The organism is Streptomyces sp. NPDC060027, assembly GCF_042737005.1.
Taxonomy (GTDB): Bacteria; Actinomycetota; Actinomycetes; order Streptomycetales; family Streptomycetaceae; genus Streptomyces.
Genome location: NZ_JBHWVI010000035.1, coordinates 1 through 16,539, shown reverse-complemented (window position 1 = coordinate 16,539; position 16,539 = coordinate 1). Strand labels below are relative to the sequence as shown.

The following is a 16,539-nucleotide window of genomic DNA, read 5'->3' as shown; positions in this document are numbered from 1 at the left end:
GTTCGGGGTAGTGGCGTATTGAACCATTCATTGAACAGCCCTCAGGAACTCCCCCCGGCCGACTCCAAAGGTTCCCGGCCCGGTGCAAGCAGGTATTTCAGATATGCCGTTCCGGTACTCCGTGATGCTGAGTAGGGTTCCTGTTGCGCAAGGGTGAAGTGTCGAACGGGGATGGACAGGGGAAGATGGCCGCGGGCTTATTCGAGGGGCAGTATGTGTGGCATCCGGCGGCCGACGACCGCAGACTCGCGAGCGTCTGTGTGGATGTCCGGGCCGGCCGCTATCGGAGTGCCCAGGAAGCTCTGGCCGAGACACGCGCCGACTTCGCGTTACGGGCTCACCGCTCCCTGGTCCTCGCCTCCGAGGCCGCCGACTCCGACCTCGCCGAACGCTGGCTGGGCGAGGAACAGACACCCGAAGCCGCGCTGATGTGGGCCCGCGTCGCCGTGCTGCGGGCGCTGCGCGCGGCGGACGCCAAGGACGACCGGGCCGAGGCCCTGGAGCGCATAGCGCTGACCGCCTGCGACCGGGCCGCGACGATGGACCGGGCGGATCCCACGCCCTGGGTCGCCCGGCTCTCCATGGCACGGCTCCACGATCTGCGTGACCCCGCACCGCAAGGGCTGCTGACCCAGCCGCCCGGTCCCTGGCGCCTGTTCTCGCACATCGCCCGCCTCGATCCGTGGAACCGTGAGGGCCATCACCGGTTCCTGGCGTTCTTCTTCACGCGGTACGGCGGTTCCGTGAACGCCGCCTGGGACGTCGCCGCCTTTCTCAGCCAGCGCGCCCCCGCCAGCTCGCCGCTGCGGCTGCTGCCGCTGGTGGCCCTGGTGGAGAGCTACAACCCCTCCCAGTTGCTGGTCGACCGCACCTGGGAGCAGCCGCAGTGGCGCTCCACGGCGCTCGCGAACTACCAGAACTGGCTTCCGGAGGTGTCCGGATACCGCTTCACGCCGGTGCTCGACCTGGCGTATCTGGCGCACGCCCTGTTCATGGCGCAGCGCGAGTTCGAGGCGCGCGCGGTCCTGATGGCCATGGGGCCGTACGCCTGCCGCATGCCGTGGAGCGTGTTCGGCGAGCCGGAGGAACAGCTCTCCCGCGCCCGCCGAGCCTGCGGTCTGCCCGTGCCGGGAGCCGCCTGACCGGCCGCCGCCCTCCCTGACGACCTGCACCCCCACCCAGAGAAAGGTCAGCTGTGTCAGAACGAATATCGGCCCCACGCCCGAGAGCCCGCGCCGGAGAGGATTCCGTCGCCCTCGACGACGACGCGACGCTTCACGCGATGGGATATCCGCGAAAACTCACCCGCCGATTCCAGGCGTTCGACAATTTCGCGATCTCCTTCACCATCATCAATATTATCTCCGGTATTTTCTCGTCCTTCGGTTTCGGAATGAATGCGGGCGGTCCGCGCATTCTCGTGTTCGGCTGGATCGGCGTCTCCGTGATGGTGCTCTTCATCGGCGCGGCGATGGCGGAGGTCGCCTCCGCCTATCCGACCAGCGGGGCGCTCTACTTCTCCGCCGGGAAGCTCGCCAAGCGGCACAAGGGTGCCTGGTCCTGGTACACGGGGTGGCTGAATTTCGTGGGCCAGGTGGGCGGCACGGCCGCCACCGGATACGCGGCCGCCACCTTCATCCAGGCGTTCATCGCCCTGCAGTGGCACTCGTACGAGCCGACCGCCCAGCAGACGGTCCTGATCACGGCTCTGATCATCGTGCTCCAGGGTTTGGCCAATACCTACACCGTCCAGCTGGTCGCCCTGCTCAACCGGATCTCCGTGTGGTGGCTGCTGATCGGGCTCGTAGTGATCGTGAGCACACTCATCGTGATGCCCGACGACCATCAGTCGGCCTCGTTCGTCACGCATTTCGCGAACAACACCGGTTTCACGAACGGGATTTACGGAGGCATGCTCGGTCTGCTGGTCACCAGCTGGACCTTCACCGGCTTCGACGGCAGCTTCCACATGTCCGAGGAAACGGTGCGTGCCACGGTCAACGCGCCGAAGGGGATCACCCGTGCGATCGGCTATTCGGCGATCACCGGACTCATCCTGATGCTCGCCCTTGTGTACAGCATCCACGATTATGACCAGGTGGCCGGTTCGTCCGCGCCGCCCGTGCAGATCCTCATCGACGGGCTTGGCATGGGCATGGCGAAGTTCATTCTGCTGATCGTGATCGGGTCCATGCTCTTCTGCGGCCTGGCCAACCTGACCAGCAACACCCGGCAGATCTTCGCCTTCTCCCGGGACGGCGCGATGCCCGGCTCCCGCTGGTGGCACTCCGTCTCGCCCCGCACCCGCACACCCGTCAAGGCCGTCTGGCTGGCCGTCGCCTGCTCGCTGGCGCTCGTCCTGCCCGGCTGGTGGTCGCACACCGCCTTCACCGCCATCGTCAGCGTCAACGTCGTCGGACTCTTCCTGGCCTACGCCGTGCCGATCTTCCTGCGGCTGCGGCTCGGCGACGAGTTCCAGCCCGGCCCCTGGCACCTCGGCCGCTGGAGCAAGCCCGTCGGCTGGGTGGCCGTGACCTGGATCCTCGCCAGCAGCGTGCTCTTCATGCTGCCGCAGGTCTCGCCGATCACCGGGGACACCTTCAACTACGCCTCGATCGCCCTGGCCGTCGTGCTGATCATCGCCACGGTGTGGTGGTTCGCCACGGCGCGCCGCCGTTTCCAGGGCCCCGTCAGCTACGGCCGCCCCGACGAGGTCGCCGCCATGGACCTCGTCTGATCGACCGTCATCCTCGGCCCCGGCATCCGCCGGGGCCGAGGCGTCGCAGGTCATGCCAGTGGTCCCGACCAATATTGGTAGGCGCGGCACGGGCCGAGGTGCTGGCAGAAGTCGGCCTCCGGCGTCCATAGTTGGCGCACAACCGAGCACTGGGCCCGCCCGTTCCGGACACCTGGGGGTTCTCCACCCATGAGCAGAGCCGAACAGCCGTCCCGCAGAATCGTTCTGGCCGCCGCGGTCGCCGCGGCGGCGGTGGGGGCCGCGGGCCCGTCGGCCGCCGCCGCCCCGCCCCGCCGGGCCAAGGCGTCCGGCGGTCTCGTCGACAACCGCGCCTGGACCTCCTACAGCGACTGGCGCGGTGGGACCGCCCGGGGCACGCGGGCCGTGCCGGGCGTGCGTCCCGGCCTGGTGATCGTCTCCCCGGCCGGCACCACCGACTACACCGACCCGCACACCGGCAGGACCGCCACCTGGGAGTACGCGACCTGGACCACACCGGTCCACCGGCTCGCCGTCCCCTCCACGGAGGCCATCGCCTCCTGGAACGCGCACACCCCGGCCGGCACCTGGCTCCAGGTGGAACTGACCGGTACGTACTCGGACGGCACGGACACCCCCTGGTACGTCATGGGCCGCTGGGCCGCCGGTGAACAGGACATCCGGCGCACCTCCGTGGACGATCAGAGCGACGGCCGCAGCAGCATCTGGACGGACACCTTCTCCATCGACGACGCGGCCTCCGGCCTGCGCCTCGTCTCGTACCGGCTGCGCCTGACCCTCTACCGCACCCCGGGCTCCAGGATCACGCCCACCGTGTGGCGGCTCGGCGCGATGGGTTCCGACATCCCGGACCGGTTCACCGTCCCGGCCTCGACCCCGGGTCTGGTCCAGGAGCTGAGGGTCCCGCGCTACTCGCAGGAGATCCACGCCGGCCAGTACCCCGAGTACGACAACGGCGGCGAGGCCTGGTGCAGCCCCACCTCCTCGCAGATGATCATCGAGTACTGGGGGCGCAGGCCCACCGCCGAGCAACTCGCCTGGGTCGACCCGACCTACACCGACCCGCAGGTGTGCCACGCGGCCCGCTACACCTACGACCACCAGTACGCCGGCTGCGGCAACTGGCCCTTCAACGCCGCCTACGCGGCGACGTACAAGGACCTCCAGGGCGTGGTGACCCGGCTCGGCTCGCTCACCGACCTGGAGACGCTGATCGCCGCCGGTATCCCGGCCATAACGTCCCAGTCGTTCCTCAAGTCCGAGCTGACGGGCGCGGGTTACGGCACCTCGGGCCACCTCATGACCGTCATAGGGTTCACCGCGGACGGCGATGTGATCGCCAACGACCCGGCGTCGCCCGGCGACGACGCGGTGCGCAGGGTCTACAAGCGCTCCGAGTGGGAGAACATCTGGCTGCGGACCAAGCGCTACAACGCCTCCGGGAAGGTCGTCTCCGGAACCGGCGGGGTCTGCTACCTGTACTTCCCCGCGCATCCCTCGGCGCGGCAGCGCAAGGCGCTCGCGGCGGTCGGCGTCCGGTGATCCGAGGGGCGGCCCCTGGCAGTGGGGGCCGCCCGTCCGGGCTCAGCCCTGGACCGGATCCACCACCCGGTCGGCGGTGAGCCCCCGGTACTGCTGCGTCGGCGCGTTCGGTCGGCTGACCGGGATCGTGTGATGCGACGCACACGTGGAGCGTGCCGTTGTGGATTCCGGCGGGATTCGACGGCGGTCGAAGCGTGGACGTGACCCAGGTCTCTACCGGTGGGAGCGGCTCCGGTGGCAAGGTGGTGGGGTCGGTGGGGAGCCGGCGAGAGGCGGGGGGTTCCACCGCACCACTACGTCAGCGAGATGCCATGACCGCGAGCTCCGCCACCGCCCCTCGTCTCCGCGCACGCACGGGCGGTCCCAAGGACGACGGCCCGAAGATCGTCGAGCATGTCGTGGGCTGGATCCTCGTGGTGGTCGTGGCGATGCTGGTGACGCAGCTCGGTCTGCTCTGAGCCGTCACGCCCCGCAGAGCCCGCGGCGAGGACCAGGGTGGTCCGCCCCGCCCGCAGCGGCCGGGCCCGCCGCCCCGCGGCCGGGCAGCAGCCTCCCGCCCCGCGGTGACCGGTTGCCGATCGCACCCGAATGAGCGGTCGGCAGGTCTGCCATACTGCGCATGTTCCGTCGGCAGTTGGAGACCAGGGCCGAAATTGAATAATAGTCAACAGTGTGGCGTCGACCGTCCCCGGGCGCGGGGCACCGACCGCTCCTTGGCGCGCCGCGCCGAACTCATCGCCATCGGACGGAAGTTGTTCGCCGATACGTCCTACGACGCGTTGTCGATGGATGACATCGCACGTCAGGCGCATGTCGCCAAGGGGCTGATCTACTACTACTTCAAGTCCAAGCGCGGCTACTACCTCGCCATCGTCGAGGACTCGGTCGCGGACCTGGTCTCGCGGGCCGCCGACGGTCTGGAGCTGCCTCCGGTGGAGCGGGTCCACCGTACGATCGACGGCTATCTCCGCTATGCCGAGCACAATCAGGCCGCCTATCGGACGATCATCACCGGTGGCGTGGGCTTCGACACCGAGGTGCAGGCGATACGGGAGGGCGTGCGCGAGGTCATCGTCGAGACGATCGCCGAAGGCGCGTACGGCAGGGGCCGGGTCGGGCCGCTGCCGCGGATCGCCCTGCTGGGCTGGCTGCACAGTGTGGAGGGAGCCACCCTCGACTGGATCGGCCACCCGACGCTGCCGCGCGAGACGATGCGCGAGCTGTTGGTGAAGATGCTGGGCGGCACGATGCGCGCCGTCGAGGAACTCGACCCCTCGTACGTGGCCCCGCCCGGCGCGCGCAGGGACGGCTGACCGAACGGCCGACCCCTGGCAGGGGCGGGCCGGCGAAGGTGCGCCGTCGTGGACCGCGCCCTGCCCGGGCGACCGGCGAAGGGGCGGACACCGTGGCCGGTGCCCGCCCCGAGTCGCCTTCGCCGAAGGCTGGGACCTGTCCTAGTTGATCGACTTGATCAGCTCGCCGTTCGAGGTGTCACCGCTCAGCTCCCAGAAGAAGGTGCCGCCCAAACCCTGCGCGTTCTTGTAGCTCATCTTGCCCGCGATGGTCGACGGGGTGTCGTAGCTCCACCAGTTGCCGCCGCACTTGGCGTACGCGGTGCCGGCGACCGTGCCGGTCGCGGGGCACTTCGTCTTGAGCACCTTGTAGTCGTCGATGCCCTGCTCGTACGTGCCCGCCGCCGGGCCGGTCGCCGTGCCGCCCGGCGCCGCCTGGGTCACGCCGGTCCAGCCGCGCCCGTAGAAGCCGATGCCGAGCAGCAGCTTCGAGGCGGGAATGCCCAGCCCCTTGAGCTTCGCGATGGTCGCCGAGGTGTAGTACCCCGCCTTCGGAATACCGGTGTAGGAGTTGAGCGGCGAGTGCGGGGCGGTCGGGCCCGCCGCGTCCCAGGCGCCGAAGAAGTCGTACGTCATCGGGTTGTACCAGTCGACGTACTGTGCGGCGCCCGCGTAGTCCGCCGCCTCGATCTTGCCGCCCGCGGTGGCGTCGGCCGTGATCGCCGCGGTGACCAGGTTGCCACCGCCGAACTTCGCCCGCAGCGCCGACATCAGGTTCTTGAACGCCGCCCTGCCGCTGGTGTCACAGGACAGACCGCAGGAGTTGGGGTACTCCCAGTCGATGTCGATGCCGTCGAAGACGTCCGCCCACTTGGAGTTCTCGACCAGGTCGTAGCAGGACTGGGCGAAGGCGGCCGGGTTCCTGGCGGCCTCGGCGAAGCCGCCCGACCAGGTCCAACCACCGAAGGACCAGAGGACCTTGAGGTTGGGGTGCTTCTTCTTCAGCTTGCGCAGCTGGTTGAAGTTGCCGCGCAGGGGCTGGTCCCAGGTGTCGGCGGTGCCGTCCACGGACTGGTCGGCGGTGTACGCCTTGTCGGTGGCCGCGTAGGCGTCGCCCATGGCGCACTTGCCGCCGGTGACGTTGCCGAAGGCGTAGTTGATGTGGGTCAGCTTGGCGGCGGAGCCGGACGTCTCGACGTTCTTGACGTGGTAGTTCCGGTCGTAGACGCCCCACTCGGTGAAGTATCCGACGACCTTGGAACCGGCCGCGGCGGCGCTCGCCGCGCCGACGGTACGCGTGGTTGTCGCTGTCCCGGTCTCGTCGGCCGTCGCCGTGCCGGCGCCGGCCAGCAGTCCCGCTCCGAGGACGGCGCAACACGCGGCGGACACCAGTGCCCGGAGTGAAGTGCCCTTGGGGCGAACGGAGTCGAGGAGCTGAGGGAGGACGCGGGATCGGTGTGGTCTGAGCATCGGTTCTCCTCGTGGGGGAGGGGAGTGTGGGGGATGGTGCTGTGACCTTCCGGCGGCCGCACGGCGGCCTGCCGATCGCCAATTGGCATGAACGCGGTGAGGCGTTGAGGGAACAGTAGGAGGACTAGACCATTGCGTCAATGGTTCGGACCAATCCACCACGGGGTCGGCGGACGGCCGTCATCCGGTGGGGGCGTGCCTCCGTTCGGGCATACTCACCGCGCCACAGCCTCTGATCGGCGGGTTCCGCGATCCGGACCGGGAGCATCGGCTGGGCCGGGTGAGACCCGGCGGCGTCGCCCCACCCGGGTGCGCGTTCGCCTTTGTGCCCGAACAGGGAGGAGCGTCACCATGCCCGACCGCGTCCCGGCGCCGGTGGACCGTCAACTGCCCACGGACGAGGCCCGGGAGCTGATCTCGCTCGTCCGTGACATCGCGCGGCGCGAGATCGCTCCGAAGGCGGCCGAGGAGGAGGACGCCGGACGCTTCCCGCGCGAGATCTTCCGGCTGCTCTCGGAATCCGGACTGCTCGGACTGCCGTACGACTCCGACCACGGCGGCGGGTCCCAGCCGTACGAGGTCTACCTCCAGGTCCTCGAGGAACTCGCCGCGGCCCGCCTCACCGTCGGCCTCGGCGTCAGCGTCCACACCCTCGCCTGCCACGCCCTCGCGAACTACGGCACCCCGGAGCAGCGGGCCGGGCAGCTGCCCGCGATGCTCGGCGGCGGCCTCCTGGGGGCGTACTGCCTCTCCGAGCCGTCCTCGGGCTCGGACGCCGCCTCCCTGCGGACGAAGGCGGAGCGCCGGGGGGACGACTGGGTGATCACGGGCACCAAGGCGTGGACCACGCACGGCGGGGTGGCCGACTTCTACACCGTGTTCGCGCGCACCGGCGGCGAGGGCCCGAGCGGCATCACGGCCTTCCTGGTGCCCGGCGACGCCGAGGGGCTCAGTGCCGCGCCGCCCGAGAGGAAGATGGGCATGAAGGGCTCGCCGACCGCGCAGGTGCACTTCGACGGCGTGCGGGTCGCCGACAGCCGGCGCCTCGGCGACGAGGGCCAGGGCTTCGCGATCGCCCTGTCGGCGCTCGACTCCGGGCGGCTCGGCATCGCGGCCTGCGCGGTCGGCGTGGCCCGGGCCGCTCTGGAGGAGGCCGTCGCGTACGCCACCGGCCGGCGCCAGTTCGGGAGGAGCATCTCGGACTTCCAGGGGCTGCGCTTCATGCTCGCGGACATGGCCACCCAGGTCGAGGCCGGCCGCGCGCTCTGCCTGGCCGCGGCACGGCTGCGCGATGCGGGCCGGCCCTTCTCCAAGCAGGCCGCCATGGCGAAACTGCTGTGCACGGACGCCGCGATGAAGGTCACCACGGACGCCGTCCAGGTGCTCGGCGGGTACGGCTACACGGCCGACTTCCCCGCGGAGCGCTACATGCGCGAGGCGAAGGTCCTCCAGATCGTGGAGGGCACCAATCAGATCCAGCGCATGGTCATCGCCCGTCACCTCGTGGGTCCCGGTCCGCGCTGAGGTCACCACGCGGGTCCCGGCTCACGCCGAACTCCGCGCGCGGGTCCTGGCTCACGCCGAACTCGTTCCGCGGGTCGCGGGACGCGTTGAACTGCCCCTCGCCGCGCGGGTCCCGGACCCGGACGAAGCGCGGCTCGGCCCGCGGCTCCGCGCTCGCGCCGAACTGCCCGTACCCGTACATCACCGACGGTGCCGCCAGGCGCGCCCACTCGGGGTCGTGGCGGCCCGGCAGCGTGCGGCCGCGATCCGCCCAGGCGCGCATCAGGTCCCGGTAGATGGGCGGATCCTGGGCCGGCGGGGGCGGCAGCGGGAGGGGTGCCCGGTGAACCGATTCTCCCGGGGCCGGGACGAGGATCCGGCGTCGACGCCCGGTCGCGGAGGGTGTGGGGCTCATACCGGGGCAACGCCCGGGCGGGCGGACAGGTCACCCGCCCACGGAATCGGGCGTGCGTTCGCGGGCAGACCCTCTGGGGGTCCGCCCGCGGAGCGCGCTGTCTGTTCGCGTACCCGTATCTGACGTACCGTCAACTCTGCCGCCGGGGGCCGTACCCTCCGGGCGACGTCGACTGCCGCGCTCCCAGGGAGGCCTGACGTGACCGACGACCGCCCCGTCCCCCTCGACGAATACCCCGTGCACCAGGTCCCGCTGTCCATGAAGCATGTCGCGAGCGGTGACCGGAACGCGTACGACCGCTGCATCTTCCACGTCCTCGACCACCGGGGCCGGGCCCTGCTGATCCTCGGCCTCGGCGTCTATCCGAACGTCGGCGTGATCGACGCGTACGCCACGCTGCGCCTCGGCGACGCACTGCACGCGGTCCGGGCGTCCGACGCGCTCGGCGACGACCGGATGAACCTGGCCGTGGGACCCCTGCGGATCACCGTCGAGGAGCCGCTGCGCCGGCTGCGGCTCCGCTCGGACGACGACACCCTGTCGTACGACATCACCTGGACCGCCGGCTTCCCCGCCCTCTGGGAGCCGCACCACGTGCAGCGCCGCGGTGACAGGCTCACCCTGGAGGGCCGCCGCTTCGTGCAGGCGGGCGGTGTCGAGGGTGTCATACGCGTCGGCGGCCAGGAGATACCCGTCGGCCCGGGGGAGTGGACCGGCACCCGGGACCGCAGCTGGGGGGTGCGCCCGATTCCGGGGGAGGAGGGCGGCCGGCTCGCCGCCGAGAACCCGACCGAGGGATTCCACTGGATCTGGTGCCCGGTGCGCTTCGAGGACCGCTTCCTGATGGTCGTCGTCCAGGAGGACGCCGACGGGTACCGCTCGCTCAACGACGCGACCCTCGTGCGCGACGGCGAACGGGACCTCCAACTCGGCTGGCCCCAGGCCGACATCACCTACCGCTCCGGCACCCGTCAGCCCACCTCGGCCGTCCTCCACCTCACCCGTCCCCAGGACCGCAAGCCGCTGGAGCTGGGGGTGGAGGTGCTGGCCTCGTCCCCGCTCGAGGTCGGCGCGGGATATCCACCGGCCGACGACTGGCAGCACGGCACCTGGCGCGGCCGTGCCTGGACCGACCGCCGCGTCTACGACCTCTCCGATCCGGCCGCCCAGCCCCTCGCCGGTTACGGGGTGACCGACCACGCCGCCCGCTTCACCCTCGACGGGCAGATCGGGTACGGGATCTTCGAGCACGGCTCGTTCGGCCGCCACGATCCGAGCGGCTTCACCGGGTTCGACTCGGTCGCGCCCTGAGAGGAGTGGCGAGATGTCCACGGCACCCCGCCCGCGTACGACCACCCGCGACCCCGGGGAACTCGCGCGCCGGCTCACCGCCTGGCTGAGCACTCGCCTCCCGGGCGCCGAGGCGGCCGACGTGACCGTCCCGGAGTCCAACGGCATGTCCAGCGAGACCCTGCTCTTCACCGTCGAACACCCCGAACCGCCGCTGCGGGCCTGCGCGTTGAGGCTCGCAGCGGACCCGGCCGCGTACAGCGTGTTCCCCGTGTACGACATGGTGTGGCAGTACCGCACGATGCGCCTCGTCGGCGAACGCAGCGATCTGCCGGTGCCGCGGGTGCTGTGGCTGGAGGAGGACCCCGGGCCGCTCGGGGCGCCGTTCTTCGTCATGGAACGCGTCGCCGGGCGCGTGCCTCCGGACGTCATGCCCTATACGTACGAAGGCAATTGGCTGCACGCGGCGAGCGACCCCGAACGCGAGCACCTGGAGGCGGCCTCGATCGCGCTCCTCGCCCGGCTGCACGACCAAGTCCCCCTGAAGGAGGCCGACTTCCTCGCCCTGCCCGGAGACGGCAGCCCGCTGCGCCGCCATGTGACGGCCCAACGCGCCTACTACGCGTGGGTGATCGAGGGGCGGTCGCGTTCGCCGCTCATCGAGAGCGCCTTCGACCGGCTGGAGGCGCTCTGGCCGCGCGACGAGGGCGAGACGGTGCTCAACTGGGGCGACGCGCGCATCGGGAACGTCGTCTACGACGGCTTCGACCCCGTCGCGGTGCTCGACTGGGAGATGGCGGCACCGGCCCCGCGCGAGGTCGACCTCGGCTGGACCGTCTATCTGCACCGCTTCTTCCAGGACCTGACCGTGGGCTTCGGACAGCCGGGGTTGCCCGGCTTCCTGCGCCGCGACCGCGTCGAGGCCCGCTACGCCCGCCTCACCGGCCACATCCCGCGCGACATGGACTTCTACACGCTGTACGCCGCCCTGCGGCAGGCGATCGTCATGCTGCGCATCGCCTACCGGCAGGCGCACTTCGGCGAAGTGACCGTCCCCCCGGACCCGGACACACTGATCCTGCACCACGGCAGCCTGCGGGCCATGGTGCAGGGCAGCTACTGGGATGAACCGGGCGTCGCCCGCTGAGCGCGCGGACCGCTCAGGCGGCCTGGCGCCGCATATCGGGAACGCGCATCGGGCGCGAGCCCGGGCCGCCCACGTGGGAGAACGGCTGCGTCCGCCAGTCGAGGCCCTGAGGGAGCGTCAACAGGAGCGCCGTGTCCTGCTCCTGGAGTTCCGCGGACTCGTCCGCGGGCCGCGCCTCGGTGGCCGTGCGGCCCGTGCCCGAGCAGACCGTGAGCCCGAACGGGTTCCACGGAGAGACGCACAGCGCGTGCTCCGGAAGGACCTCCTCGTCCGCCAGCAGCGCGATCGGCTGCGCGCAGTCCGGGCAGATCACCCGGTACATCTCGAAGGTGTCGTACGCGTCGAACTCATCGCCGTCCAGGGCGTCGGATTCGACACCCTCCGGCTCGGGCTCGAGAACGGACTGCTGCCGCTTGGGCGCGGTACGACCAGGGCGCTTAAGACTCTGCATGGGATTCTCCCCCTCGGGTGGGCCGACAAGGCGCTGCGACCTCGACCACAGCAAGCACTTCCCGTCCCGTCTCTGCGGTAATCACGTGAACATCACGGACCCGGTTGCATCCATGTGTCGTTCGTCACATGGCGACCGCAGGTGCCTGGCCCGGCGGAATTTCTCCGCCGGGTGGCGCGCAACTGACTCTAGGCCACATCACAAAGCGGGTATGACCTGCGCCGCTGAGGTATCCGGGGGGATCAACGGCCCTGTAGGTTCTTGCGTCATGGAGGAGCTGGACCGACAGATCGTGCAGCTGCTCGTCGCAGACGGGCGGATGAGTTACACCGACCTGGGCAAGGCCACGGGCCTGTCCACGTCCGCCGTGCACCAGCGGGTGCGCCGGCTGGAGCAGCGCGGCGTCATCCGCGGCTATGCCGCGGTCGTGGACCCGGAGGCCGTCGGGCTGCCCCTGACCGCCTTCATCTCGGTGAAACCCTTCGACCCCAGCGCCCCCGACGACATCGCCGAACGCCTCGCCGACGTCCCGGAGATCGAGGCCTGCCACAGTGTCGCGGGCGACGAGAACTACATCCTCAAGGTGCGTGTCTCGACCCCGCACGAACTCGAGGAACTCCTCGGGCGGTTGCGGGCGCTCGCGGGTGTGTCGACGCGGACCACGGTCGTCCTGTCGACGCCGTACGAGTCCCGCCCGCCCCGCATCTGACGGACCCGCCCGGCCCGGATCCAACGGACTCGCCCGGCCCGATGCGACCGACCCGCGGGCGTTCGGGATCTCCGGGCGCGATCACGTGGGCCCGCCCGGACGGCCGTGCGGACCGGCCACGCAGACCGACCTCGGGTGATCAAGAAGACCCGCGCGCAGCGCGCCGTGCGAACCGTCCGTGTGACCGTGCCGACCCGCGCGGACAGCCGTGCGGACCCGTACACGCGACCGTGTCGGCCCGTCCGGGCCGTCGTGTCGAGACCGACCCCGGGGGCGGCCCGGTGCCGGCAGGCGCGAGACTGTCTCCATGAGTGAGAGCACCGCCCCGTCGGACACCGTGCTGCTGCGCGGTGGAGAAGTCCACAGCCCCGCCGATCCCTTCGCCACCGCCATGGTCGTGGAACGGGGACAAGTCGCCTGGGTCGGCTCGGAAGGAGCCGCCGACGCCTTCGCCGACGGGGTCGACGAGGTGGTGGACCTCGAAGGCGCCCTGGTCACCCCGGCGTTCACCGACGCCCATGTGCACACCACCGCCACCGGACTCGCGCTCACCGGCCTCGACCTGTCCGACGCGCCGTCCCTGGAGGCGGCGCTCGCCCTCGTACGCGACTTCGCGGCCGCCCGTCCGGCCGACCGGGTGCTGCTCGGGCACGGCTGGGACGCGGCCCGCTGGCCCGGCGGACGCCCCCCGACCCGCGCCGAGCTCGACGAGGCGACCGGCGGGCGCCCGCTCTACCTCTCCCGCATCGACGTGCACTCCGCGGTGGCCACCAGCGCGCTCCTGGACCTGGTCCCCGGCGTCACGGCACGCGCCGGCTACGCGCCCGACGGTCCGCTCACCCGTGACGCCCACCACGCGGTGCGCGCCGCGGCCCTCGGCGCGATCGGCGGCGAGCAGCGCACCGAGGCCCAGCGCGCCGCGCTCGCCCACGCCGCCTCGCTCGGCATCGGCTCCGTGCACGAGTGCGCGGGCCCCGAGATCTCCTCCGAGGACGACTTCACCGGCCTGCTGCGGCTCGCCGCCGAGGAGCCCGGACCGCGGGTCGTCGGCTACTGGGCCGAGCGCGACGCCGACCGGGCACGGGCCCTCGGCGCCGTCGGCGCGGCCGGTGACCTCTTCGTCGACGGCTCCCTCGGCTCGCACACCGCCTGCCTGCACCGGCCCTACCTCGACGCCGACCACACGGGCGTCGCCCACCTCGACGCCGACGCCGTCGCCGCGCATGTGGTGGCCTGCACCGAGGCGGGCCTCCAGGCGGGCTTCCACGCCATCGGGGACGCCGCGGTGACCTCCGTGGTCGAAGGCGTCCGCACCGCCGCCGAGAAGGTGGGCCTGGCCCGCGTGCGCGCCGCCCGGCACCGCGTCGAGCACGCCGAGATGCTCACCCCGGAGACCGTCGCCGGCTTCGCCGAACTCGGCCTCACCGCCTCCGTGCAGCCCGCCTTCGACGCGCTGTGGGGCGGCGAGGACGGTATGTACGCCCAGCGGCTCGGAGTCGACCGGGCCCGGGCGCTCAACCCCTTCGCGGCCCTGCTGCGCGCCGGAGTGCCGCTGGCCTTCGGGTCCGACAGCCCGGTCACCCCGCTCGATCCCTGGGGCACCGTCCGTGCCGCCGCCTTCCACCGGACGCCCGAGCACCGGGTGTCCGTGCGCGCCGCCTTCACGGCCCATACGCGGGGCGGCTGGCGGGCCGTCGGACGGGACGACGCGGGCATCCTGGTGCCGGGCGCGCCCGCGGACTACGCCGTGTGGCGCACCGACGAGCTGGTCGTGCAGGCCCCCGACGACCGGGTCGCGCGCTGGTCCACCGACCCCCGCTCCGGTACCCCCGGACTCCCGGATCTGACCCCCGGGAACGACCTGCCCGTCTGCCTGCGCACGGTGGTCGGCGGACGGACGGTATTCGTACGGCCTAACGAGTGATGTCCCGGGGTTCCGGGGTCGCGATCATGGCCCGGCACCCCGTCGCGCGACCTGCGCATCCTCCGGGCTGACCAGGGCTTTGAGGGAAAAGGCGCAGATCAAGCCACTGTTGACAGCCGACGGCAGGTGGCCGGTAGGTTCGGCCGGGTCCACCACCGGACGGCCGACCGGGGAACTTCCGCGCGGCCTCGCAGCGCCGCTGGGTCAGGGGTGGTGTGCCGCACCGGCGCATCGCCACTGGCAGCCAGGCCCAGCGCTCGCGCCACGAGGCGAGGGAACGTTCCGACACGTCGGCAGGTGCGACCCGGGTGGGGCCCGGACGTTCAGTAGACAACGGCTTTCGGTCGACCCGCAGCCAGCGGGTCCCTGGTCGGCCCGAAGGGCGCCGGGCCCCGATCCGCAGCAAACGGTTTCCGCCTCGGAACATCGGTTGCTACCCGGCTCTCGCGGATTCGACACCCCCGTAGGGACGCTGCGACGCAGCAGCGCAGGTTGGGCGCACTATGGTGGACCCCTGCGTACGGATACGAAGGGGCAGCAGTGAACGACGGCGACGGGACCCTCGCGGCGGAAGCCCAGGGGAGGCAGTTCGGCCCGCTCGGCACGGCCTTGGTGATCATTCCGACCTACAACGAGGCGGAGAACATCAAGAAGATCGTCGGCCGGGTGCGATCCGCCGTGCCCGAGGCGCACGTTCTGGTGGCGGACGACAACAGCCCCGACGGCACGGGCAAGCTCGCCGACGAGCTGGCGGCCGATGACGAGAACGTCCAGGTGCTGCACCGCAAGGGCAAGGAAGGGCTCGGCGCCGCCTATCTCGCGGGGTTCCGCTGGGGCCTGGAGCACGGCTACGGCGTGCTCATCGAGATGGACGCCGACGGCTCGCACCAGCCGGAGGAACTTCCCCGCCTGCTGACCGCGCTCAAGGGCGCCGACCTCGTGCTCGGTTCGCGCTGGGTTCCCGGCGGCCGGGTGGTGAACTGGCCCAAGTCCCGCGAGTTCATCTCGCGCGGCGGCAGCCTCTACTCCCGTGTGCTGCTCGACGTACCGATCCGGGACGTGACCGGCGGCTACCGTGCCTTCCGGGCCGAGACCCTCACGGGCCTCGGCCTCGGTCAGGTGGCCTCCCAGGGCTACTGCTTCCAGGTGGACCTGGCCCGCCGCGCGGTGAAGGCCGGCTACCACGTCGTCGAGGTCCCCATCACGTTCGTCGAGCGCGAGCTCGGCGACTCCAAGATGAGCCGCGACATCCTCGTGGAAGCGCTGTGGCGCGTCACCACATGGGGTGTGGGGGAGCGGGTCGGGCGGATCACGGGCCGCAAGCGGTCCTGACGCGCGGGAGCGGCCCTCGGGCCGTTCTGACGTCCGGGACGGGCCCGGTTCGCTTCGGTTCCCCGGCGGGGCGGTTCCCCGACGGGGACTGATCATCCGCTTATCCCGTACTGAGGCGCGCCCAGGCACACTGGGAGCATGACGACAGGCGCTCCGACCCCCACCCACCCCGCCCGCCCGCGGCGCTCGCGGCTGCGTACCTTCCTGCCGCTCGGTGTCGCGGTGTGGCTGGTGCTGGAGATCTGGCTGCTGACGATGGTCGCGCGTGCCACGAGCGGCTTCACGGTGTTCCTGCTGCTGGTCGCCGGGTTCGTGCTGGGCGCCGTGGTCGTCAAGCGGGCCGGCCGCCGTGCCTTCAGGAACCTCGGCCAGACGCTGCAACAGGTGCAGAGCGGTGTCACGCCCACGAGCGAGGGCGGCCGGGGCAACGGCCTGATGATGCTCGGCGGTGTGCTCCTGATGATCCCGGGGCTGATCTCCGACGCGGTCGGCCTGCTCCTGATGGTTCCGCCCGTCCAGAAGGGCCTCAGCCGCTACGCGGAGCGGACCTTCGACCGCAGGATGCGTGTGGCGGCGGCCCCCGGAACCGTCGGCGACGCCTTCCAGCAGGCCCGTATCCACCGCCCCGACGGCAAGGTGGTCCAGGGCGAGGTCATCAGGAACGACGACCCGCGTGAGCCCGAGGGCCACTATCCGCCGCTGAACGGCTAGCCAGGCCGGACACGAC

The 16,539-nt window shown here is 71.2% G+C and carries 15 protein-coding genes; 12 read left to right on the top strand and 3 right to left on the bottom strand.

The window, feature by feature from the left end; all coding sequences use genetic code 11:
* The first annotated feature begins 185 nt into the window (after positions 1–185).
* The 5 genes from ACFWBT_RS12005 to ACFWBT_RS11985 all read left to right on the top strand — a co-directional run bounded on the left by ACFWBT_RS12005 (position 186) and on the right by ACFWBT_RS11985 (position 5,592).
* Positions 186–1,142 carry a hypothetical protein gene (locus tag ACFWBT_RS12005; RefSeq protein WP_385698494.1) on the top strand — a complete coding sequence of 319 codons (957 nt, stop codon included), beginning with the start codon at positions 186–188 and terminating at the stop codon, positions 1,140–1,142.
* A gap of 53 nt (positions 1,143–1,195) precedes the next feature.
* Positions 1,196–2,737, top strand: coding sequence for an amino acid permease (locus tag ACFWBT_RS12000; RefSeq protein WP_385698492.1), 1,542 nt, complete (start codon positions 1,196–1,198; stop codon positions 2,735–2,737).
* 189 nt (positions 2,738–2,926) lie between these two features.
* Positions 2,927–4,279 (top strand): peptidase C39 family protein, encoded by a 1,353-nt coding sequence (locus ACFWBT_RS11995; RefSeq protein ID WP_385698491.1) that lies wholly within the window; start codon positions 2,927–2,929, stop codon positions 4,277–4,279.
* 311 nt (positions 4,280–4,590) lie between these two features.
* Positions 4,591–4,737, top strand: a complete 147-nt coding sequence (locus ACFWBT_RS11990) for an SCO1431 family membrane protein (RefSeq protein ID WP_266756395.1) — start codon at positions 4,591–4,593, stop codon at positions 4,735–4,737.
* A gap of 195 nt (positions 4,738–4,932) precedes the next feature.
* Entirely contained in the window at positions 4,933–5,592 is a 660-nt protein-coding gene (locus tag ACFWBT_RS11985; RefSeq protein WP_385698488.1) for a TetR/AcrR family transcriptional regulator, read from the top strand.
* 141 nt (positions 5,593–5,733) lie between these two features.
* Here ACFWBT_RS11985 and ACFWBT_RS11980 read toward each other — a convergent pair whose 3' ends face one another.
* Complete coding sequence (locus ACFWBT_RS11980; RefSeq protein WP_385698485.1) at positions 5,734–7,041, bottom strand: glycoside hydrolase family 18 protein; 1,308 nt, start codon at positions 7,039–7,041, stop codon at positions 5,734–5,736.
* A 351-nt stretch (positions 7,042–7,392) separates the two neighbouring features.
* On the opposite strand from ACFWBT_RS11980, the gene ACFWBT_RS11975 reads away from it, so the two are divergent.
* On the top strand, positions 7,393–8,565 hold the full coding sequence (locus tag ACFWBT_RS11975; protein ID WP_385698482.1) for an acyl-CoA dehydrogenase family protein: 1,173 nt from the start codon (positions 7,393–7,395) through the stop codon (positions 8,563–8,565).
* Here ACFWBT_RS11975 and ACFWBT_RS11970 read toward each other — a convergent pair.
* Entirely contained in the window at positions 8,528–8,959 is a 432-nt protein-coding gene (locus ACFWBT_RS11970; protein ID WP_385698480.1) for a hypothetical protein, read from the bottom strand. The genes ACFWBT_RS11975 and ACFWBT_RS11970 overlap by 38 nt on opposite strands.
* Before the next feature lie 198 nt (positions 8,960–9,157).
* Here ACFWBT_RS11970 and ACFWBT_RS11965 point away from each other — a divergent pair, with 198 nt between their 5' ends.
* Together ACFWBT_RS11965 and ACFWBT_RS11960 are read left to right on the top strand one after the other, a co-directional pair.
* Positions 9,158–10,270, top strand: a complete 1,113-nt coding sequence (locus ACFWBT_RS11965) for a hypothetical protein (RefSeq protein WP_385698479.1) — start codon at positions 9,158–9,160, stop codon at positions 10,268–10,270.
* A gap of 13 nt (positions 10,271–10,283) precedes the next feature.
* Positions 10,284–11,396 (top strand): phosphotransferase family protein, encoded by a 1,113-nt coding sequence (locus tag ACFWBT_RS11960; protein ID WP_385698476.1) that lies wholly within the window; start codon positions 10,284–10,286, stop codon positions 11,394–11,396.
* Between the two features lie 13 nt (positions 11,397–11,409).
* Here the strand turns inward: ACFWBT_RS11960 and ACFWBT_RS11955 are convergent, their stop codons facing one another.
* Entirely contained in the window at positions 11,410–11,847 is a 438-nt protein-coding gene (locus ACFWBT_RS11955) for a hypothetical protein (protein ID WP_385698474.1), read from the bottom strand.
* Positions 11,848–12,115: 268 nt separating this feature from the next.
* Between ACFWBT_RS11955 and ACFWBT_RS11950 the strand changes: the two genes are divergently transcribed.
* The 4 genes from ACFWBT_RS11950 to fxsA all read left to right on the top strand — a co-directional run bounded on the left by ACFWBT_RS11950 (position 12,116) and on the right by fxsA (position 16,523).
* Positions 12,116–12,556: an Lrp/AsnC family transcriptional regulator gene (locus ACFWBT_RS11950; RefSeq protein ID WP_385698471.1), complete on the top strand. Its 441-nt coding sequence runs from the start codon at positions 12,116–12,118 to the stop codon at positions 12,554–12,556.
* Between the two features lie 307 nt (positions 12,557–12,863).
* Positions 12,864–14,480 carry an amidohydrolase gene (locus ACFWBT_RS11945; RefSeq protein ID WP_385698469.1) on the top strand — a complete coding sequence of 539 codons (1,617 nt, stop codon included), beginning with the start codon at positions 12,864–12,866 and terminating at the stop codon, positions 14,478–14,480.
* 540 nt (positions 14,481–15,020) lie between these two features.
* Positions 15,021–15,812, top strand: a complete 792-nt coding sequence (locus tag ACFWBT_RS11940) for a polyprenol monophosphomannose synthase (protein WP_385698466.1) — start codon at positions 15,021–15,023, stop codon at positions 15,810–15,812.
* Between the two features lie 138 nt (positions 15,813–15,950).
* Entirely contained in the window at positions 15,951–16,523 is a 573-nt protein-coding gene (gene fxsA / locus ACFWBT_RS11935; protein WP_385698464.1) for an FxsA family membrane protein, read from the top strand.
* Positions 16,524–16,539 lie beyond the last annotated feature (16 nt).